The organism is Streptomyces sp. NPDC005435 (genome assembly GCF_040703155.1).
Lineage (GTDB): Bacteria > Actinomycetota > Actinomycetes > Streptomycetales > Streptomycetaceae > Streptomyces.
Genome location: NZ_JBEXEQ010000027.1, coordinates 24820 through 44631, shown reverse-complemented (window position 1 = coordinate 44631; position 19812 = coordinate 24820). Strand labels below are relative to the sequence as shown.

Sequence of the window (19812 nt, the reverse complement as noted above, 5' to 3'; positions counted from 1 at the left end):
TACGGGTCCGCGGTCAGTCGGAGACGCGCAGCAGCAGCTTGCCCGTGGACGTGCGTCCACCGATGAGCCGGTGCGCACCGGCCGCGTCCGACAGGGGGAACTCGGCCGTGACGGGCAGGACGACCGTCCCGTCGCGGACGGTGCGCAGGGCGCGTTCGGTCAGCGCGCGCAGGGCGTCGGGGGCGGTCTGGGCGAGGCCGAGCACGGAGAAGCCCCCGACGGAGAGACCCCGCGGATACAGTTCGCCCTGCCCGGCGCGCCACGGCTCGGCGCCGCCGGCGTTGCCGAACGACACCAGGCGACCGAAGACGGCCAGCGCCTCCAGGCCCCGGCGCAGCGTGTCGCCGCCCACCGGGTCCAGGATCAGGTCGACGCCCCTGCCGCCGGTCGCGCGGCGGACGTCGGCCTCGAAGGTGCCGGGGCGGAACACGTCGTCGTAACCGTGCTTGAGCGCGTAGTCGGCCTTGGCCTCGCTGGAGGCCACCCCGTACACCGCGCCGGCGCCCGCCGCCCTGGCCAGCTGTCCGACCGCCGTACCGACGCCGCCCGCCGCGCCGTGCACCAGGACGCTCTCCCCCGCCCGCAGCCGCCCCACCTCGTGGATCAGGGCGTGCGCGGTCGGCAGTACGGTCGGCAGGGTGGCCGCGGTCCGCGGGTCCAGTCCGTCGGGCAGCGGGAAGACCCTCGTGGCGTCGGCGATCACGATCTCGGCGTAGCCGCCTCCGTCGACCAGCGCGGCGACCTCCTGCCCAGGCCGCAGATTCTCGACGCCCTCGCCGACCGCCCGGATACGCCCGGAGACTTCGAGCCCCGGGCGGTAGGGCAGTGACGGCACCCGGTACCCCTCGGCCCGCGCCTTCACGTCGGCGAAGTTCACCCCGACCCAGACGGCCTCGACAGCCACCTGGCCGGGTCCCGGCTCGGGCTCCGCCGTCTCTACGGCCCGCAGCACCTCGGGGCCGCCGTACTCGTGGAATTCGACTGCGCGCATACGCGGGATCCCCCACCCATGAGTGTTCAACCGGAAGCGAACACTAGCACTGTACGATGTTCATCGAACAGTGGACAGAGGAGGACACCGGAATGCCGGACCGGTCTCAGGGCGCGAGTCACCGTCAGCCGCCCGTGCACACACACCCCGACGACGTCCCGCTGCTCACCGCCCTGTCCGCGCTCGCGGACCCCGTGCGCATCCAGCTGATCCGCGATCTGGCCGGGCAGCCCGACTGGACGCTCAGTTGCAGCAACTTCGACGTGCCGGTCGGGCGGGCCGCCAAGAGCCATCACTTCTCGGTCCTGCGCGAGGCCGGCCTGGTCGAGCAGCGCGACCAGGGCCCCAAGCGGCTCAACCGGCTGCGCCGCGAGGAGTTCGACGCCCGCTTCCCCGGCCTTCTCGACCTGACGCTGCGCGCCGACGACAACGAGTAACAGGGCCCGGACGCCGATGAGTTGACGGCACGGCCCGAAGTAGCCCCACTCGTCACGCGCGGCATTGACGTGCCCACGCCTCATCGCTACGGTGCGACAGCGTTTCGGCGCCCACCGGCACCCCCGGCGCCACCCTCCGCACGAATCGCACGAGCCGCACGAGCCGCCTTGCCCTCCGCCGCGACAAGTCGTCGCCCGTGCACCCCGAACGAGCCCGACTCCCTTGGCCAGGAAGACCCGTTCACCCCCGAGACAACGTTGTCACCCTCATCCAGGAACCGCGTCGAGCCCACCCCTCCCCCACACCCCAGGAGGCACATCGCGATGATCGGGATCTCGTTGTTCAGCAGACACCGGAGCGCCCCGCCCGGGCGGCGGTCGTCCCGGTCGCGTCGGGGGTACGCGGTGCTCGGTGCCGTGGCCGGGGCCGCGTTGTTCGGCGCGTACGCGCTGCCCGCGCCCGCCGCGGTGGCCGCCTCCGCGCGCCCCGCCGACCTCGTGGCCCATCCGGCCGACCTGGTCAACCCGTTCATCGGCACGTCCAACGACGCCAACGACTTCCCCGGCGCGGACGTGCCCTTCGGCATGGTGCAGTGGAGCCCGGACACCACCTCGCGGCCGCCGGGCGGCGGGTACGAGTACAAGGACTCCTCGATCACCGGGTTCAGCCTCACGCACATCGCCGGGCCCGGCTGCGGCGCTGCGGGTGACGTGCCGGTGCTGCCGACGGTCGGCGCGGTCGCCAACTCGGCCACGGACTCCTTCTCGCACGCCAACGAGTCGGCCACGGCGGGCTCGTACAAGGTCGCGCTCGACAACAAGGTGACCACCGAGCTGGCCGCCACCACGCGCAGCGGCATGGCGCGCTTCACCTTCCCGGCGACCACTCAGGCGAATCTGCTCTTCAAGCTGAACGGCAGCCAGAACGGCGGCAGTTCGACGCAGTTCAACGTCGTCTCCAGCACCGAGGTCAGCGGCCAGGTCACGAGCGGCAGGTTCTGCGGGGCCGGGAACAGCTACACCGTCTACTTCGACATGGTCTTCGACCGGCCGTTCGCCACCAGCGGCAGCTCGCTCGCGCCGCAGTCGAAGCAGCCGGCGCCGAGCGCGAAGCGGGCCGGGAAGAACGCGGCGGACCGCCCCAACCAACCACGTCTGCACGGCACCGGGCCCAAGGCGGCCGCCAAGGGCGATGCCGCCCCCAAGGCCGCCGCGTCCAACGCCCATGTCACCTTCGACACCAGCTCGAACCAGGTCGTCCAGGCCAAGGTGGGCGTCTCCTACGTGTCCGTCGCCAACGCGGCCGCCAACCGCACGTCGGAGAACCCGAATTGGGACTTCGATGCCGTGCGCACCTCGGCGCACGACGCCTGGGACGCGGCGCTCGGCAAGGTGCTGATCGGCGGCGGGACCTCGGACCAGCAGAAGATCTTCTACACCGCGCTCTACCACTCGCTTCTGCACCCGAACGTCATCAGTGACACCAACGGCCAGTACTTCGGCTTCGATGGCAGGACGCACACGGTGGACTCCGGGCACCGGGCCGCGTACGCCAACTACTCCGGCTGGGACATCTACCGCTCCCAGGCCCAGCTGGAGGCGCTGGTCAGTCCCCAAGTGGCCTCCGACACCGCCCAGTCGATGGTCGACGACTACCAGCAGACCGGGATCTTCCCCAAGTGGTCGGAGAACAACGGGGAGTCCTACGTCATGGTCGGTGACCCGGCCGCCGCGATCATCGCCGACTACTACGCCTTCGGCGCGCGGGACTTCGACACCTCGGCGGCGCTCAACGGGCTGCTGAAGCAGGCGAGCACCACGAACAACGACCGCCCGGGCCTGAATTACCTCGACAACCCGGGCTACGAGCCCCACGACGGCAGCTACGGCTGCTGCAACTTCTACGGCCCCGTCGCCACCACCCTGGAGTACGACACCGCCGACTTCGCCCTCTCCGCCTTCGCGGGCGCCCTCGGCGACACCCAGAGCCAGAAGACGTACGCCCACCGCGCGCAGGACTGGCGCAACGTCCTCAACCCGGCCTCCGGCTTCGTCCAGCCGCGCAACGCCAACGGCACCTGGACCGGCGGATTCGACCCCACCAGCGGGACCGACATGGTGGAGGCCGACTCCTGGATCTACACGGGCATGGTGCCGTTCAACGTCGCCGGGCTCGCCACCGCCAAGGGCGGCAACAAGGTGATGGGGGACTACCTCGACACCGTGCTGCGCAGTTACACCGGCGCGAACGGCTACGCCTGGGTCGGCAACGAGCCGAGCATCGAACTGCCGTGGGAATACGACTACATCGGCATGCCGTACAAGACCCAGGCGACCGTGCGCGCGGTGCAGGACCAGATCTGGTCCAACTCCCCCGCGGGCCTCGCCGACGGCAACGACGACCTCGGTGCGATGAGCGCGTGGTACGTCTGGTCGGCGCTCGGCATGTTCCCCATGACGCCGGGCACGTCCGATCTCGCCCTCGGTTCACCGCTGTTCCCGCAGGCCCAGGTCACGCTGCCCTCGGGGAAGACGCTCACGGTCAACGGCATCGGTGCGGCGGACAACGCGCCCTACGTGCAGTCCGCGACGTTCAACGGCTCCGCGTGGAACAACGCCTACGCCCCGGCGTCCGCGCTCACTTCGGGCGGCACCCTCGGCTTCACGCTGGGCACCACCGCCAACACCGGCTGGGCGAGCGGGACTTCCGCCGCTCCCCCGTCGTACCCCGGTGACACCTCGGCGCCGGCCAAGCCCAGGGTGGGTCCGGTGAAGGCGGGTGTCGGTTCCTCGCTCTGCGTGGACGACGCCAACTCCGGTACGGCGGACCACACGGCGATCCAGCTCTGGTCCTGCAACGGCACGTACGCCCAGGACTGGACGGTCGCCCCGGACGGCACCTTGCGCACGCTCGGCAAGTGCCTCGACGTGACGAACAGCGGGACCACCAACGGCACTCTCGTCCAGCTCTACGCCTGCAACGGCACCGGCGCACAGGCGTGGACGGCCGGTTCGGACGGCTCGCTGAGGAACACCAACTCCGGTCTGTGCCTGGACGATCCCAACTCCGCCACGGCGGAGGGCACCCGGTTGCAGATCTACGGCTGCAACGGGACGGCGGCACAGAAGTGGACGCTCCCGGCTGCCTGAGTCCCACCCGCGAGGTTCCATGAAGCACGGCTCCTTCGCCCTGTCCGAAGAGGACGGGGCGAAGGCGTTTCCGGTTGTGCAAGATCTGTAAGGGGCCTACGGCACAGCAGAGTTGGTGCATAACCTGTTCGCTCCGCACCCGAGAACGACAATCGCCGCGCCGACGTCCTCGCCCTCTGGAGAGTCACCGTGACCATCAGCGATCCCGTCGCCCGCGCCGTCATCGACCCCTTCGGCGCCGACATCCCCGCCGAGATCGCGAAGTTGCGCTCCCTCGGCCCGGTCGTCCCCGTCGAACTGCCCGGCGGCATACCGGCCTGGGCCCCGACCGGCTACGACGTCCTCAAGGACCTGATCCTGGATCCCCGGGTCAGCAAGGACCCCCGGCGGCACTGGCGGCTGTGGCCCGAGATCGGCCAACACCCCTCCTGGGGCTGGGTGCTGGGCTGGGTGGGTGTCGTCAACATGTTCACCACCTACGGCACCGAACACGCGCGGCTGCGCAAGCTGGTGGCGCCGAGCTTCACGCACAAACGCACCGAGGCGATGCGCCCGCGCGTGGAGGCGATCACGGCCGAGCTGCTCGACGCCGTGGCGGACGCGGGTACGGACGGCCGGACCGTGGACGTCAAGCGGCTGTTCGCGCACGAGCTGCCGATGCGCATGATCTGTGAACTGTTCGGTGTGCCACCGGAGTTGCGGCCGGACGTCGCCGGTCTCATCGCGGCCATCATGGACACCTCCGACCCGGGCCCCGAGCACACGGCTTTCGTGCAGGAGCGGATCGGGACCGTCCTGGGCGGTCTGATCGCGTACAAGACCGGGCATCCGGGCGACGACATGACCACGGAGCTGATCCGGGTGCGCAACGAGGACGGTGACCGGCTCAGCGACGAGGAACTGCTGTACACGCTGCTGCTGGTGATCGGCGCCGGGTTCGAGACGACGGTCAACCTCATCGGCAACGCGGTCGTCGCCCTGCTGGACGACCCCGCGCAACTGGCCGCCGTACGCGTCGGCGAGATCTCCTGGGACGCGGTGATCGACGAGACGCTCCGGGTGCAACCCTCCATCGCCTCACTGCCGTTGCGTTACGCGGTCGAGGACCTGACGGTCGGGGAGGTCACCATTGCGGCCGGGGACGCCATCATCACGACGTACGCCGCCGCGGGGCTCGACCCGGCGCACTACGGCGACGACGCGCACGCCTTCGACGCGGCGCGCGGGGCCGACGACCACCTGGCGTTCGGTATCGGAGTGCACCGCTGCATCGGCGCGCCGCTGGCCCGCCTGGAGGCCCGGACGGCGCTTCCCGCGCTGTTCGAACGCTTCCCCGGTCTGACGCCGGCCTTCCGCCGGGACGAGCTGCGTCAGGTCCCGTCCTTCATCGCCCTCGGGTGGCAGGAGATCCCGGTGCGGCTGGACGCCTGATCAGCGCGGCGGGGGTACGACCGCGCGGGGAGCCGGTCGTACCCCCGGATTCGCGAGGTCACGGGCAGGAGCTGGAGCTCTGGCCGATGACATGGGCGTCCGCGTTGTCGGCCGCCTTCACATAGGCGGCCGACGTGCCGCGGCGGTCGTAGGTCTTGGTGAAGTCGGGGGCGAGGTCGATGACGAACTTGACCTTGTAGCACCAGCCGGCGTCGATCCGCAGCGTGTCCCAGTCCTCGCTGTAGGGGGTGTGGCCCCCGCCCGAGGAGAGGTAGTACGTGGTCTGCGCGACGTTGTCGCTCTTGCAGGTCGGCTGGGTGGCCGTCCACGCGCCGGTGCTGTCGCCGCCGCGACACCAGTTCTTCAGCGCCGTCGCCCCCAGAGAGGTGTCGTTCACCGAGGACGAGCAGCCCGCGATGCTGCAACTCGCCCCGGCGCTCGCGGTGGTGGCCGAGCCCAGGACCGCGACGAACGCCATCGCCGTCACCGCGGCCGCCGCCCTGCCCAGTCGTGTGGGCAGCGGTTTCTTGGATGCCATGATCAGTTCCTCCCCTTTCGCCCATGCTTGGGCATGGGCTCAGGAGGGAAGCTAGTGTCATTCACCGGCCGTGTCAGCGCATCGGCGGCCCTGTGAAATTGCCGCTCAGCCGCTCGGCCACTCGACCACTCGACCACTCAGCCCAGCCACTCAGCCCAGCGGCTTGGACAGCACCGCCTTGCGATGGCTGAAGGTCTCCAGCGAGTAGCGGCCGTGGTAGTTGCCCATGCCGCTCTCTCCCACACCGCCGAAGGGAAGGTCGGAGACGGTGAGGTGGGCCAGCGGCAGGCCGTGACCGAGGCCGCCGGAGGAGGTCTCGGCGGCGATGCGGTCGCGGGTGGCAGCGGAATCGGTGAAGACGTACAACGCCAGAGGCTTGTCACGGTCGTTGATGAAGTCCACCGCCGCGTCCAGGTCCGGCACGGTGACGATCGGGAGGATGGGGCCGAAGATCTCCTCCCGCATCACGGGCGCGTCGGGGGCGACGTCGGCCAGGACGGTCGGCGCGATGTATTTGTCCGTACGGTCGCTCTCCCCGCCGACCGCCACCCGGCCGGAGCCGAGCAGTCCCGAAAGGCGGTCGAAATGGCGCTCGTTGACGATGCGGCTGTACTCCGGCGACGCCGCCGGGTCGGTGCCGTAGATGCCCTCGACCGCGCGGACGAGGGCGGCCTCCAGGGCGGGGGCGGTCTCCGGGTCGGTGAGGACGTAGTCGGGGGCGACGCAGGTCTGTCCCGCGTTGAGGAACTTGCCCCGGGCCAGCCGGTCGGCGACCACGTCGAGGTCGGTGTCCCGGTCGACGAACGCCGGTGACTTGCCGCCGAGTTCGAGCGTGACCGGGGTGAGGTGCTCGGCCGCCGCGCGCATCACGACGCGGCCCACCGTGCCGTTGCCGGTGTAGAAGATGTGGTCGAAGCGCTCGGCCAGCAGGGCCGTGGTCTCCGGGATGCCGCCCTCGACCACGGCGACCGCGTCGGTGTCGAGGTAGGCGGGGATCAGCTCGGCCAGCGCGGCCGAGGTCGCGGGCGCCAGCTCGCTCGGCTTGGCCACGACCGCGTTGCCCGAGGCGAGCGCGCCGACCATGGGGGCGAGCAGCAGCTGGGCCGGGTAGTTCCAGGGGGCGATGACGAGGACGACGCCGAGCGGGTCGTACTGCGTCCAGGCCGTGGCGTCGTCGCCGAGGTGCGCGGGGACCGGGGCCGGCTCGGGACGCAGCCACTCCTCCAGATGCTCCAGGGTGTGGTCGATCTCGCGGACGGTGAAGTCGATCTCCGTGCGGCGGGCCTCGGTGGCGCTCTTGCCCAGGTCGGCGTGGAGGGCGGCGGCGAGGTCGGTGCCGTGCTCGGTGAGCATCGCGCGCAGCCGGCGCAGCTGCTCGGTGCGCCACTCGACGGACTTGGTCCGGCCGGTGCGGAACGTGCTGCGCAGCCTGGCGACGGTTTCGGCGGCCTGCTCGGTGGGGGCGTGGTTCACGGGTGCCTCGCGTTCTCGACTGACAGATGTAAACACCAACCTTTCAGGTGGCCGGATACATTCCGCGGATTGCCCGGAATGATCCAGATCACGCCGCACGATCCGGATCACGGCGCATCATCCGGATCACGGCGCGTACGCGAGAGGGCGCGCGCCGCGCGCCGCGTCAGGTGCCGGACCCCGGCCCCAGCCGTACGTCCAGCCCGTCGTTCTCGGTCCAGAACCGGTCGTCCGCGTCCTGGAGGCGGGCGGCGGCGTGGCGGAGGTGGAGACGGGCGGCGGCCCGGGCGGCTTCGGGGTCGCGGGCCTCGACGGCGGCCAGGATGGCGTGGTGCTCCTGGCGCACCGCCTCGATGAAGTCGCTGCGGCGGGCCTCGTTGGCGCGGGTGACGCGGATGCCGCCGCGGGCGACCTCGCCCAGGTAGCGCACGGTCGAGAGGAGGACCGGGTTGCCGGTGGACTCCGCGATGGAGCGGTGGAAGGCGAGGTCCTCGTCCACGCCGTCGCCGTCGGCGGCGACCGCCGCGTCCAGCGCGTCGAGCGCCCCGCGCATCCGGGCGAAGTCGTCCGGCGTGGCACGGGTCGCCGCGAGGGCGGCCGCCTCCCCTTCCAGCGCGGCGCGGACCTCCACCGTCTGGAGCACCCTGGACTTGGTGCCGGGCGACTCCGCCTCCAGGTCGAGCGGCCGGGCGCGCCGGGGCAGGACGAAGACGCCGAGGCCCTGGCGCGGCTCGACCAGGCCCGCGTTGCGCAGCCGGGACACCGCCTCGCGGATGACCGTCCGGCTGACGCCCAGCTGCTGGACCAGCGCGACCTCGGTCGGCAGTTTGTCGCCCTCGGCGAGCCGCCCGGACTCGATCTCCTCCGCGAGGATCGCGGCGACCTGGTCCGCGAGCCGTATCGGACCGCTCACCTTGGAAAACATGCTTTTCAGTCTATCGACCGGTGCTCTGCGGCCGGCCCCGCCCCGAGCGCGGTGACGGCGGTCACCGCGTCGGCGTGGTCGGCGAGGTATTCCCGGACGACCGACTCGAAGTCCGGGTCGGCCGCGAGGCCGAGCGTGGCGGCGCGCGCGTTGTCGAAGTCGGCGGGCCAGGAGCCCACGATGGCCTCCACGGCGGGCTCGGGAGCGACCGTCACCAGGTCGGCGACCGCGTCCCCGGCCACCCGGCGCAGCGTCCGGAGCATCTCCGCGACCGAGACCGTGAGCGCGGGCAGGTTGACCGGGAGCCGCCCGTCGAGCAGGCCGGGCCCTTCGCCGCGTTCCAGCTCCGCGATCCGCAGGATGCCCGCGACCGTGCGCCGGGGCGAGGCCAGGGCCACCCGCAGGGCGGGATCGACGGGGCAGACGGCCGGCAGCCCGGCCAGGGGTTCGCGGACGATCCCGGACAGGAAGCCGGACGCGGCCGCGTTCGGCCTGCCCGGCCGCACCGACACGGTCATCAGCCGGGCCACGCGCCCGTCCACGAAGCCCCGGCGCGTGTACTCGGCGACGAGCTGCTCGCAGACGAACTTCTGCACGCCGTAGCTGGAGCGCGGGGTCGGCAGGGTCGCCTCGCTGACCACTCCGGGCAGCGGCAGCGCCGGGTCCGGGCCGTACACCGCGACGCTGCTGGAAAACAGCAGCCGTACGACCGGTCCTCCGGCGGCCGCCTGGGCGCGGGCGGCTTCGAGCAGGGCGCGGGTGGTGTCCACGTTCGCGGCCATGCCGAGGTCGAAGTCGGCCTCGCACTCGGCCGACACGGCGGAGGCGAGGTGGATCACCGCGTCCACGGGTTCGGCGAACAACTCGCCCAGCCGCTCGGTCAGATCACCTCGTACGGCCTCCACGAGCGGGTCTGCGGTGAGCGGTGAGGCGTCCGGCACGAACAGGTCGGCCAGCACAAGCCGTTCCACGGGTACGCCCCTGAACGTGCGTGTCTCCAGGAGCCGTTCGGCCACCTGGCGGCCAAGGAAGCCGAAGCCACCGGTGATGACGATCCTCATGCGTGTGCTCCTCGGTAGTCGTGCAGCCAGCCGAGCCCCTCGCTCGTCCCGGCGCGGGGGCGGTACTCGCAGCCGATCCATCCCGCGAAGGCCAACTCGTCGATGACACCGAAGAGATGGCCGATGTTCAGTTCGCCCGCGTCGGGCTCGTGGCGGTCGGGCACGCCCGCGATCTGGAGATGTCCGACGCGGCCGGTCGGCAGGTCCCGGCGCAGGGCGGTGGTGAGGTCGCCCTCGGTGATCTGGCAGTGGTAGAGGTCCAGTTGGACTTTGACGTTGTCGGCGCCCAACTCCTGGACGACGGCGTGTGCTTCGGCCTGGCGGTTGAGGAAGTAGCCCGGCATGTCACGGTGGTTGATGGGCTCGATGAGGATGTCCACTCCGGCCGGGGCGGCCCGCTCGGCGGCATGGGCGAGGTGGGCGAGGTAGGTGTCGCGGTGCCGGGCCGTCTCGGCGGGTGTGGCTCCGGCCGGCAGGAGTCCGGCCATCACATGCACGCGCGGGCAGTCCAGCGCGGCCGCGTACTCCAGCGCCCGGTCGATCCCGGCCCGCGTCTCCGCCTCCCGTCCGGGCAGTGCGGCAGTACCGCGCTCACCCGCATCCCAGTCGCCGGGCGGGGCGTTGAACAGCACCTGCCGCAGCCCGTGGTCGTCCAGCAGGCGGTGCAATTCGGCGGTGTCGTACGCGTACGGGAAGAGGTATTCGACGGCCTCGAAGCCGTCCGCCGAGGCCGCGGCGAAGCGGGCCGGGAACGGCTGCTCGGTGTACATCATGGACAGGTTCGCTGCGAACCTCGGCATGGTCACTCCCATGACGCCGGTGGGGCGCCGGTCAGCGGTTGACGACGTCCTTCTTGGTGGTGAGTACGGCCGCGGCGCCCACGACCAGGCTGAGCGCCAGCACGTACATCGGTATGGACGCCGAGCCGGTGCCGTCCTTGAGCGCGCCGATCATGTACGGGCTGACGAAACCGGCCAGGTTTCCCACCGAGTTGATGAGGGCGAGCCCGGCCGCGGCCGCCGTGCCGCCGAGGAAGGCGGTGGGAAGGGACCAGAACAGCGGGGCGCAGGTCAGGACGCCGGCCGCGGCAAAGGACAGGGCGATCAGGGACAGCGCGGTCGAGCCCGACCAGGAGGCGGCCAGGGTGAAGCCGACGGCACCCATGAGGCTCGGGATCACCAGATGCCAGCGGCGTTCCCGGCGCCGGTCGGCCGAGCGTCCGAACAGGTTCATGGCGACCAGCGCGGCCAGGAACGGCACCGAACTGAGCACGCCGATGGCCAGGTTGCCCTTGATGCCGGTGGATTCCACGAAGGTCGGCATCCAGAACGTCAGCGCGTACTGGCCCATCACGAAGCAGAAGTAGATGAGGCTCATCAGCCACACCTTGGGGTCGCGGAAGCCGTCCCAGACCTTGCCGTGGACACTTTGGTGCGCCGTGTCCTCGACGAGTGCCCGCTCCACGACGGCCTTCTCCTCGTCGCTGAGCCACTTCGCGTCCCGCACCCCGTTGTCGAGGTAGAACAGCGTGACCACACCGACGACGAGCGCCGGGAGTGCCTCCAGCGCGAACATCCACTGCCACCCCTGCCAGCCGGCCGTGCCGTGGAAGGCGTCCAGGATCCAGCCGGAGAGCGGGTTGCCGAAGATGCCCGCCACGGGGATCGCCGACATGAACATCGCGATGACGCGGGCCCTGCGGTGGGACGGGAACCAGTAGGTGCAGTACAGGATGACGCCGGGGTAGAACCCGGCCTCGGCCGCGCCGAGCAGGAACCGGAGTACGTAGAACGTCGTCTCGTCGGCGACGAACACGAACGCCGCCGAGACCAGGCCCCAGCTGATCATGATGCGGGCGATCCAGGTGCGGGCGCCGACGCGCTGGAGCAGCAGGTTCGAGGGGACCTCGAAGAGGAAGTACCCGATGAAGAACAGCCCGGCGCCCAGGCCGTACGACGCCTCGCTGAATCCCAGGTCGTCGGACATCTGGAGCTTGGCGAAGCCGACGTTCACGCGGTCGAGGTAGGAGACGATGTAGCAGAGGACGAGGAAGGGGACGATACGCCGGACCACCTTGCGGAAGACGGCGTTCTCACGGGTGAGGTCGGCTTCGGTGGCGACCGTCGGGAGCGACATGGCGAATCCTTAGAGCGGCTCAGGGGGATTCTGGGGACGGGGGAACGGGTGCCGGGGCGGACCGGTTCACCAGCGCGCGCCGAACACGGAGCGCAGTTCGGCGAGTTCGGGTTCCGCGAGCGGTGCGGGCCGGCGGCCGGTGAGCAGCCACAGGCGTGCCGTCTCTTCGAGTTCTTCGAGGACGGCGAGGGCGGAGGCCGCGTCGGGCCCCCAGACGACCGGGCCGAGCCGGTCGAGCAGCACGGCCCTGATCGGCGTGCCGCGCGCGGCGCGTTCGGCGATGCGGGCGGTCACCAGGTCGGCCACGCGCGGGTCGCCGGGCCGGTGGTAGGGGACGAGCGGGACGTGCCCGACCTTCATCACGTAGTACGGCGTGATCGGCGGGAGTACATCCTCCTGGCTCCACACCCCGGCCAGGGTCAGTCCGACCAGGTGCGTGGAGTGGGTGTGGACGATGAAGCGGGCAGTGGGGTCGGCGGCGTAGACGCGGCGGTGCAAGGTGAGGGTCTTGCTGGCGCGGTCGCCCGCGCGCTGCTCGCCCTGTGCGTCGACCAGCGCGAGTCGGGCCGGGTCGAGGAAGCCCAGGGCCGCGTCGGTCGGGGTGATCAGGTGGGAGTCACCGACCCGGGCGCTGATGTTGCCCGCACTGGCATGGACGTAGCCGCGCGCGAACAGGCTCGTGCCCACGCGGACGATCTCGCGCCGGGCCTCCTCGACGGGGTCGGTCATGGCTTCCGTCATGACGCGTCCAGCAGGGCGAACGCGGCGGTGAAGAAGTCCGGGCTTCCGAAGTTCCCCGACTTCAGGGTGAGATGGAGTGTCCCTCCGTCGGGCAGTACCGCCGCGCACCACGGCACACCGGGGTCGATCTGCGGGCCGATCCTGAGCCCGGTGATACCGAGCGCCTGGACGACGGCGCCCGAGGTCTCGCCCCCGGCGACGACGAGCCGCCCCACTCCGCGCGCCACGAGTCCCCGCGCCACCTCGGCCAGGGTGCGTTCCACCAGCTCACCGGCCTCGGCGGCGCCGAGCCTGCTCTGCACCCCGCGTACGGCGTCGGGCGCCTCGGTGGAGTGGACGAGGACGGGTCCGTCGGCCAGATGGGCGTCGGCGAAGGCGAGCGCCGCACCGGCCACGTCCTCGCCGGCGGCGATGCGCAGCGGGTCCACGCTGAAGGCGGGGCGTCCGCTGTCCAGGAACGCGCGGACCTGGCCGTTCGTGGCCGTGGAGACCGAGCCGGAGACGATGGCCCGGTACCCGCCGGCGGGCGGCAACTCGGCTGCGGCCGTGGACGGTTGGATGCCCCAGTTCGCGGGGAGTCCGATGGCCAGGCCCGAACCGGCGGTCACCAGCGGGAGCTCGCGCACGGCCTCGCCGAGGCGCAGCAGGTCGTCGTTGGAGACGGCGTCCACGACGGCGAACGCGACCCCTGCGGACCGGAGTTCGGCGATACGGGTCCGCACCGCGTCCGCGCCGGCCGCGAGGACCGTGTGGTCGATGAGCCCGACGGGACGTGTGGTCTGGGCGCCGAGCACGGAGACCAGGTTGGAGTCGGTCATCGGCGTCAGCGGATGGTTCCGCATGCCGCTCTCGCTCAACAGGACGTCGTCCACGAAGAGATGGCCCTTGAAGACGGTGCGCCCGTTGTCCGGGAAGGCCGGGGTGGCCACCGTGAAGCCGGTGCCCAGCGCGTCCATCAGGGCCTCGGCGACCGGTCCGATGTTCCCGGCGGGGGTGGAGTCGAAGGTCGAGCAGTACTTGAAGTAGATCTGCTCGGCGCCCGCGTTCCGCAGCCACGCCAGCGCGCGCAGGGAGGCAGCGACCGCCTCCGCGGCGGGAACGGTACGGGACTTGAGCGCGATGACGACGGCGTCCGCGTCCGGCGCGACAGCCTCGGCGCCGTCTTCGGGTACCTCCATGAGCTGGACCACGCGCATGCCCGCGCGCACGAGGTTGTTCGCCAGGTCGGTGGCGCCGGTGAAGTCGTCGGCGATGGCACCGAGCCGGATGCCCATGTCAGCTCTCCTCCGGCTTCGGCAGGTCGACTCCGGGGAAGATCTTGATGACCGCGCTGTCGTCCTCGCCGCCCAGGCCCGAGGCCGCCGCCTGGAGGAACATCTGGTGGGCGGTGGCGGCGAGCGGCAGCGGGAAGCGCTCGGGGCGGGCGGAGTCGAGCACGATACCGAGGTCCTTGACGAAGATGTCGACGGCGGAAAGGGGCGTGTAGTCACCGGCGAGCACATGCGCCATGCGGTTCTCGAACATCCACGAGTTGCCCGCGCTGTGGGTGATGACCTCGTACAGCGTCCCGGCCGGGATACCGGCCCTGATGCCCAGCGCCATCGCCTCGGCGGCCGCGGCGATGTGGACGCCGGCGAGCAGCTGGTTGACGACCTTGACCTTGGAACCGAGCCCGGCGCTCGCGCCCAGCCGGTGCACGGTCGCGCTCATCGCGTCCAGGACGGGATCGGCGACGGCGTACGCCTCCGGGGAGCCGGAGGTCATCATGGTCAGCTCTCCGGCCGCCGCGCGGACGGCGCCGCCGGAGACGGGGGCGTCCAGATAGAGCACGTCCAACTCGGCCAGCCTGCTGTCGAGTTCGGCGGACTCGGCGGGGTCGATGGTGGAGCACATCACGAACACGGCTCCCGGCCGCAGTCGCCCGGCGGCACCGCCCGCACCGAACAACACCTGTTCGGTCTGGGCCGAGTTGACGACGACGCCGACCAGGACATCGACGGTCGCGGCGAGTTCACCGGGGGTCGGGAAGGCCGTGCCGCCCTCGCGGGCGAAGCCGGCGGCCACTTCGGGCCGCAGGTCGTGGACCCCGACCTCGTACCCCGCGTTCCGCAGACTCCGTGCCATCCCGAGCCCCATGGCCCCGAGTCCCACCACGCCCACGCGGGGCGGGGCGGACCTTTCCTGGTCGTTCACGCGCAACATCCTCGTCTCGCTGTGGCCGCCCGGGCGCCCTTCCCTGCCGGGCCCCTTCGCCTACGATCTGGTCATATGATGACCTGATGATGAGAGTTGATGCGCTGTGATGCCGGTCACATAATCACTCACTCGGGCATGACCGAAGCCCAGGCCCGGGATCAAACCCCGGCCTGGGCTTCGGCGTCTTCGGTGTCTTCGGCGTCTTCGGTGTGCCGCCGTCAGGGGCGGCCGACCCGGCCGAGGATGGTCGTCGCCTGCGCCGGGTTGGCGCGGAGCCAGGCGGTCAGGTGCTCCTGGACGGCCTCGGTGACGCAGGCGCGGACGGGCGCGTTGCCCAGCCGGCCGCGAATCGGCCCCTCCAGCTCGGGCCGGTCGAGCTTCACCGACACGATCGCGGTCAGGCCCGCGCCCAGCCGGGCGGGGGTGAAGCCGGGGTCGGACGGGCCGAGCAGCCGCCGCTCCCGGGCACAGGCGGTGAGCGCGGCGGCCAGGCCGTCCCGGAAGCCGAGTTCGTGTGTGCCGCCGTCGGTGGTCGGCAGGCTGTTGGCGTAGCTCGCGATCCGTTCGTCGCGGCGGTCGCACCAGCGCAGGGCCACCTCCACGGTTCCCGCCATCTCGGCGTACTCGTGCTCGAAGCCGATCACGTCCGGGTGGAGCGGGGCACTGTGCCGCGCGACGCGGTCCCCCGGGCCGCCCGGGAAGCGGAAGTGAAGGGACCGGGGCGCCGCGGGGTCGCGGTCGTCCGTCACGGTGATGTCCAACTCGCGGTTCAGGAAGGCCAGTTCCCTGAAGCGCTCGGCCAGTGCGTCGAACGAGAGCTCCAGCGTCTCGAAGATCTCGGCGTCGGGCCGGAAGGTGATCACGGTTCCGCTGTCGTCGGCCGGACCGGTACGGGTGGGCACTCCGACCGGCACGCCGCGCTCGTACTCCAGGACCCAGCAGGCGCCGTCGCGCCGTACCTCTGCCGTCAGGCGGCTCGACAGGGCGTTGACGGCGGCCAGTCCCACGCCGAAGGAGCCGCCGAACAGCGAGCGCCGGTCGGTGGACGGCGTCCCACACCAGAGCTGCGTCAGCCGGCTCTCCAGCGAGGGGCCGTCACCGTGCCCCGCGTACCCGACCGCAAGGCCCGTACCGTCGTCGGCTACGCGGATGCCGCCGTCGGGGGTGAGGGTGATCCCGACATGGCCGGCGGTGCCGCCGAGGACCTCGTTCAGCGCCCGCTCGGCGGCTTCGAGCACCAGGTAGCGCAGGCCGCGTTCACCGACCGATCCGATGAACATGCCGGGCCGCTGCCGAACGGCCTCCAGCCCCTCCAGAACCACGATCGCACTGGCGTCGTACGCCGGGGATTCCTCGCTCATGATGCCCCCTCCGAGGGTGTCCGACAGAGCTCTCCCAACCTAGGGGATTTCCAGGAAAACACCAGGTCAGAGCCGATGCGGCGAGGCTGCGGACGGGCTCCTGACGGGCCGTCGGGAGCGGTGGGCGGGAAGGGTGCGCGCTGACGCGGCGAGGCCGCCTGCGCCCCTCCGGGAGGTGCCTGCGGCACTGTTCCGGACGGCCGCAGGGCCACGAATTCCAAGAGATTCCCACCCGGCCGGGTGGAGTCGTCAGCGGGACTTGCGCGCCCGGGCCGCCCTCCGGGCTTCGGCGAGCTTGCGGGCCTCCGCGGTCTTGCGGGTCTCCTTGGCGGGGCGGCCCGGGCGGGTGCCCATGCCGCGGAAGGGGGCGTTGGTGTTCTTCGCGGGGGTGGACGACGGAGCGCGCCGGGCGCCGGTGAGGGCGGTCAGCTTGGCCTCGCCGGAGCGGACCGGGGTGACCGTGGGGCGGATGCCGGCCTCCGACATCATCGCGTTCACCTCGCGCCGCTCGCCGGGCGTGACCAGGGTGACGACGCTGCCGGACTCGCCCGCGCGGGCCGTACGGCCGCCGCGGTGGAGGTAGTCCTTGGAGTCGGCGGGGGGATCCACGTTGACGACGAGGTCCAGGTCGTCGACGTGGATGCCGCGGGCGGCGACGTTGGTGGCGACCAGCACCGTGATCGCGCCGTCCTTGAACTTGCCCAGCGTGTGCGTGCGTTGGGGCTGCGACTTGCCGCTGTGCAGGGCGGCGGCCTGGATGCCGCTGTCGCGCAGGTGGCGGGTGAACCGGTCCACGGCGACCTTGGTGTCCAGGAACATCAGGACCCGGCCGTCGCGGGCGGCGATCTCGGTGGCGGTGGCGAGCTTGTCGGCGGGGTGGACGAGGAGCACGTGGTGCTCCATCGTCGTCACCGATCCCGACGGCCGGTCGACCGAGGCGAAGACCGGATCGTGGAGGTGGTCCTTGACCAGGCGGTCCACGTCGCGGTCGAGCGTGGCGGAGAACAGCATCCGCTGCCCCTCGGGGCGCACCTGGCCGAGGAGTTCCGAGACCTGGGGCAGGAACCCCATGTCGCACATCTGGTCCGCCTCGTCCAGCACCGTGATCTCCACGCGGTCCAGGCGGCAGTCCCGGCGGGACACCAGGTCGGTCAGCCGTCCCGGGGTGGCGACGACGACCTCGGCCCCGGTCTTCAGCGACGCCGCCTGCCGCCCGATGGACAGGCCGCCGACCACGGTCGCCAGCCGGACGCCGAGCACCTCCGCGTACGGCGTCAGGGCGTCGGTCACCTGCTGCGCGAGCTCCCTGGTCGGTACGAGGACCAGGGCGAGGGGCCGCTTGGCGTCGGCGCGCCGGCCCGCCGTACGGACCAGCGTCGGCAGACCGAAGGCGAGCGTCTTGCCCGAGCCGGTGCGCGCCCGGCCGAGGATGTCGCGCCCCGCGAGGGCGTTCGGCAGGGTGGCCGCCTGGATCGGGAACGGCTCGCGCACCGCCAGCTCGGTCATCGTGCGGACCAGCTCCGAGGGCAGGTCCAGCTCGGCGAACGCCTCGACCGGCGGCAGGCCCGGCGTCGTCCCGGCGGGTGCCGGGTCCACGCTCTCCGGCACCTCGGCGCGGTCGTTGTCGTCGGCACCGGAGTGCCGCCCGGGGTTCGGCGTCTTCGCGTTCATGGGGACCTTCCTTCGCTGGTGACCCCGAACGGACAGGGCCCGCGCCTTGGTCGGCACGGGCCCTGTGTGTTTCGAAGCGTACGGTCATTTTACCAGCGCGCGGCCGACGGCGACCGGGCACCGGCTACCCGCCACCGAGTCATACGGCGACTCCGCACACCGCACTCAGGTATCCCCCCACCACCGAAGCGTCCCCCGCGTCCGAAACAACCCCCACATAGCCGTCCGGACGAATGAGGACGAGCGTACGATCACTCGCCCCGTAAGCCCGGCGCAGGTGCCCGGCGGTGTCGGCGACGTCGTCACTGTCAGCCACCTCGTCCACGACCCGAAGCGTCCTGACGACGTCTCGCGGGAACGCCACCCCGCCCGCGCCCCCGAAGCACAGCAGCGTGAAACGCCCGCCGCGCATCAGGACGAACAGCCTTCGCTCGCCGCCCGTTGTCGTCAGCCCGGGAGCATCCGGCGCCCGATCACCCGCGCGCAGAACGGCGTTGTCGTCACGGTCGTCGCGCGCGAGCGCCAAGTCCCGGTAACCGATGTCCAGTTGGATCGTGCTCGCGTCCCGGCGGATCGGGATGCCGTTCGCTTTCATCATCTGTTCGAGCCGCGCGGTCGAGAAGCCCAGCACATGCGCCGCGACCGGCCGCCGCTCGGACTCGTAGGTGTCGAGGAGGGACGGGTCGGCACCCTGCGTGACCGCGGCGAGCTTCCAGCCCAGGTTCACCGCGTCCTGGATGCCCGTGTTCATCCCCTGGCCGCCCGCCGGTGAGTGGATGTGGGCGGCGTCTCCGGCGAGGAACACGCGGCCCGCGCGGTAGCGGCCGGCGAGGCGGATGTTGGCCCGCCACAGCGAGGACCACTCCGGTTCGTGGAGGCGGATGCCGGTACGGCCGGTGCGCCGGTCCAGCGTCGCCTGCATGTTCGCGAGCGTGAGCCGCGCGTCCTGGCCCGGCGCGACACTGGCCTGGTACTGGAACACGTCGGTCGACGGCAGCGGGCAGAGCGCGACGATGCCTTCCGCGTGCCGCCAGACGCGCCAGGCGTCGGGGTCGACGCCGTCGGCGCGGACGTCGGCGACGATCATCCGCACCTCTTCGCGGGTCTCGCCCTCGAAGGCGATTGCGGCCCGCTTGCGGACGACGCTGTGGCCGCCGTCGCAGCCGGCCAGCCACCGCGCGGTGACGGTCGTGACGTCGCCCTTCACGTCCATGACCTGTGCGGACACACCGTCGTCGGACTGCTCGAAGTCCACCAGTGACATGCCGAACCCGACCGCGCCGCCGAGTTCGGCCAGCCGCAGCCTGAGCGTCTCCTCGACGCGCCACTCGGGCGTGATCAGGCTCGCGGCGTAGGGGATGTCGGGGCGGTCCGCCAGCGACTCGGGCACCGCGCCGCCGTAGGTCACCCGGCCGTCCGGGGCGATCGACCACATCGGCATCGCCAGGCGGCCGTGCGCGAGGACGTGGTCGATGACGCCGAGGTTCTCGAAGGCTTCGAGGGTGCGCGGCTGGACGCCCTTGCCGCGCGAGCCGGGCTGCGGTCCCGGGGCGGCCTCGATGAGCCGGAACGACACGCCACGGCGGGCGAGTTCGCAGGCCAGCGTGAGGCCGGTCGGGCCCGCGCCGACGATGAGCACGGTGGGGGCGTTCGGTGGCCGCTCGGACTTCGTCATGGTCTCGCCCTCGCAATAAGAGTGGT

Annotated in this window: 16 protein-coding genes; 3 read left to right on the top strand and 13 right to left on the bottom strand. The window is 71.5% G+C overall.

The genetic code is table 11. From position 1 onward, the window contains the following. Positions 1-13: 13 nt before the first annotated feature. A complete protein-coding gene (locus AB0898_RS28215; protein WP_366805831.1) occupies positions 14-991 on the bottom strand; it encodes a zinc-binding dehydrogenase in 978 nt (325 codons plus the stop codon). A gap of 92 nt (positions 992-1083) precedes the next feature. Between AB0898_RS28215 and AB0898_RS28210 the strand changes: the two genes are divergently transcribed. From AB0898_RS28210 to AB0898_RS28200, 3 genes are all read left to right on the top strand, one after another. Continuing rightward, positions 1084-1428 (top strand): helix-turn-helix transcriptional regulator, encoded by a 345-nt coding sequence (locus AB0898_RS28210; protein ID WP_366805830.1) that lies wholly within the window; start codon positions 1084-1086, stop codon positions 1426-1428. 405 nt (positions 1429-1833) lie between these two features. Next, positions 1834-4578 carry a lectin gene (locus AB0898_RS28205; protein WP_366805829.1) on the top strand — a complete coding sequence of 915 codons (2745 nt, stop codon included), beginning with the start codon at positions 1834-1836 and terminating at the stop codon, positions 4576-4578. Between the two features lie 189 nt (positions 4579-4767). Further along, positions 4768-6009: a cytochrome P450 gene (locus AB0898_RS28200; RefSeq protein ID WP_366805828.1), complete on the top strand. Its 1242-nt coding sequence runs from the start codon at positions 4768-4770 to the stop codon at positions 6007-6009. Between the two features lie 58 nt (positions 6010-6067). Here the strand turns inward: AB0898_RS28200 and AB0898_RS28195 are convergent, their stop codons facing one another. The 12 genes from AB0898_RS28195 to AB0898_RS28140 form a co-directional block, all read right to left on the bottom strand. Next, on the bottom strand, positions 6068-6547 hold the full coding sequence (locus AB0898_RS28195; RefSeq protein WP_366805827.1) for a hypothetical protein: 480 nt from the start codon (positions 6545-6547) through the stop codon (positions 6068-6070). 150 nt (positions 6548-6697) lie between these two features. Further along, complete coding sequence (locus tag AB0898_RS28190; RefSeq protein WP_366805826.1) at positions 6698-8056, bottom strand: aldehyde dehydrogenase family protein; 1359 nt, start codon at positions 8054-8056, stop codon at positions 6698-6700. A gap of 130 nt (positions 8057-8186) precedes the next feature. Continuing rightward, positions 8187-8945, bottom strand: a complete 759-nt coding sequence (locus tag AB0898_RS28185) for an FCD domain-containing protein (protein ID WP_366805825.1) — start codon at positions 8943-8945, stop codon at positions 8187-8189. Between the two features lie 5 nt (positions 8946-8950). Beyond that, entirely contained in the window at positions 8951-10006 is a 1056-nt protein-coding gene (gene denD, locus AB0898_RS28180) for a D-erythronate dehydrogenase (RefSeq protein WP_366805824.1), read from the bottom strand. After that, positions 10003-10806: a 2-oxo-tetronate isomerase gene (gene otnI / locus AB0898_RS28175; protein WP_366805823.1), complete on the bottom strand. Its 804-nt coding sequence runs from the start codon at positions 10804-10806 to the stop codon at positions 10003-10005. The genes denD and otnI overlap by 4 nt, the downstream gene beginning before the upstream one ends. Before the next feature lie 31 nt (positions 10807-10837). Next, positions 10838-12142 carry an MFS transporter gene (locus AB0898_RS28170; protein WP_366805822.1) on the bottom strand — a complete coding sequence of 435 codons (1305 nt, stop codon included), beginning with the start codon at positions 12140-12142 and terminating at the stop codon, positions 10838-10840. 66 nt (positions 12143-12208) lie between these two features. Further along, entirely contained in the window at positions 12209-12883 is a 675-nt protein-coding gene (locus AB0898_RS28165; RefSeq protein WP_366805821.1) for an aldolase, read from the bottom strand. Beyond that, a complete protein-coding gene (gene otnK / locus AB0898_RS28160) occupies positions 12880-14157 on the bottom strand; it encodes a 3-oxo-tetronate kinase (protein ID WP_366805820.1) in 1278 nt (425 codons plus the stop codon). The genes AB0898_RS28165 and otnK overlap by 4 nt, the downstream gene beginning before the upstream one ends. A 1-nt stretch (position 14158) precedes the next feature. Continuing rightward, positions 14159-15076 (bottom strand): L-threonate dehydrogenase, encoded by a 918-nt coding sequence (gene ltnD / locus AB0898_RS28155; protein ID WP_407078424.1) that lies wholly within the window; start codon positions 15074-15076, stop codon positions 14159-14161. A gap of 221 nt (positions 15077-15297) precedes the next feature. Beyond that, positions 15298-16440 (bottom strand): DNA gyrase subunit B, encoded by a 1143-nt coding sequence (locus AB0898_RS28150; RefSeq protein WP_366805818.1) that lies wholly within the window; start codon positions 16438-16440, stop codon positions 15298-15300. Between the two features lie 249 nt (positions 16441-16689). Continuing rightward, positions 16690-18111, bottom strand: a complete 1422-nt coding sequence (locus tag AB0898_RS28145; RefSeq protein WP_366805817.1) for a DEAD/DEAH box helicase — start codon at positions 18109-18111, stop codon at positions 16690-16692. Positions 18112-18250: 139 nt separating this feature from the next. After that, the gene (locus tag AB0898_RS28140) at positions 18251-19786 is read right to left on the bottom strand and encodes an FAD-dependent oxidoreductase (RefSeq protein WP_366805816.1); all 1536 of its coding nucleotides are present in this window, start codon (positions 19784-19786) and stop codon (positions 18251-18253) included. Positions 19787-19812 lie beyond the last annotated feature (26 nt).

Excerpts from the sequence above, each read along its gene's own strand:
- AB0898_RS28215 (WP_366805831.1), bottom strand. The coding sequence starts at position 991 with ATGCGCGCAGTCGAATTCCACGAGTACGGCGGCCCCGAGGTGCTGCGG.
- AB0898_RS28210 (WP_366805830.1), top strand. The coding sequence starts at position 1,084 with ATGCCGGACCGGTCTCAGGGCGCGAGTCACCGTCAGCCGCCCGTGCAC.
- AB0898_RS28195 (WP_366805827.1), bottom strand. The coding sequence starts at position 6,547 with ATGGCATCCAAGAAACCGCTGCCCACACGACTGGGCAGGGCGGCGGCC.
- AB0898_RS28185 (WP_366805825.1), bottom strand. The coding sequence starts at position 8,945 with ATGTTTTCCAAGGTGAGCGGTCCGATACGGCTCGCGGACCAGGTCGCC.
- denD (WP_366805824.1), bottom strand. The coding sequence starts at position 10,006 with ATGAGGATCGTCATCACCGGTGGCTTCGGCTTCCTTGGCCGCCAGGTG.
- otnI (WP_366805823.1), bottom strand. The coding sequence starts at position 10,806 with ATGCCGAGGTTCGCAGCGAACCTGTCCATGATGTACACCGAGCAGCCG.
- AB0898_RS28170 (WP_366805822.1), bottom strand. The coding sequence starts at position 12,142 with ATGTCGCTCCCGACGGTCGCCACCGAAGCCGACCTCACCCGTGAGAAC.
- AB0898_RS28165 (WP_366805821.1), bottom strand. The coding sequence starts at position 12,883 with ATGACGGAAGCCATGACCGACCCCGTCGAGGAGGCCCGGCGCGAGATC.
- otnK (WP_366805820.1), bottom strand. The coding sequence starts at position 14,157 with ATGGGCATCCGGCTCGGTGCCATCGCCGACGACTTCACCGGCGCCACC.
- AB0898_RS28150 (WP_366805818.1), bottom strand. The coding sequence starts at position 16,440 with ATGAGCGAGGAATCCCCGGCGTACGACGCCAGTGCGATCGTGGTTCTG.
- AB0898_RS28145 (WP_366805817.1), bottom strand. The coding sequence starts at position 18,111 with ATGAACGCGAAGACGCCGAACCCCGGGCGGCACTCCGGTGCCGACGAC.
- AB0898_RS28140 (WP_366805816.1), bottom strand. The coding sequence starts at position 19,786 with ATGACGAAGTCCGAGCGGCCACCGAACGCCCCCACCGTGCTCATCGTC.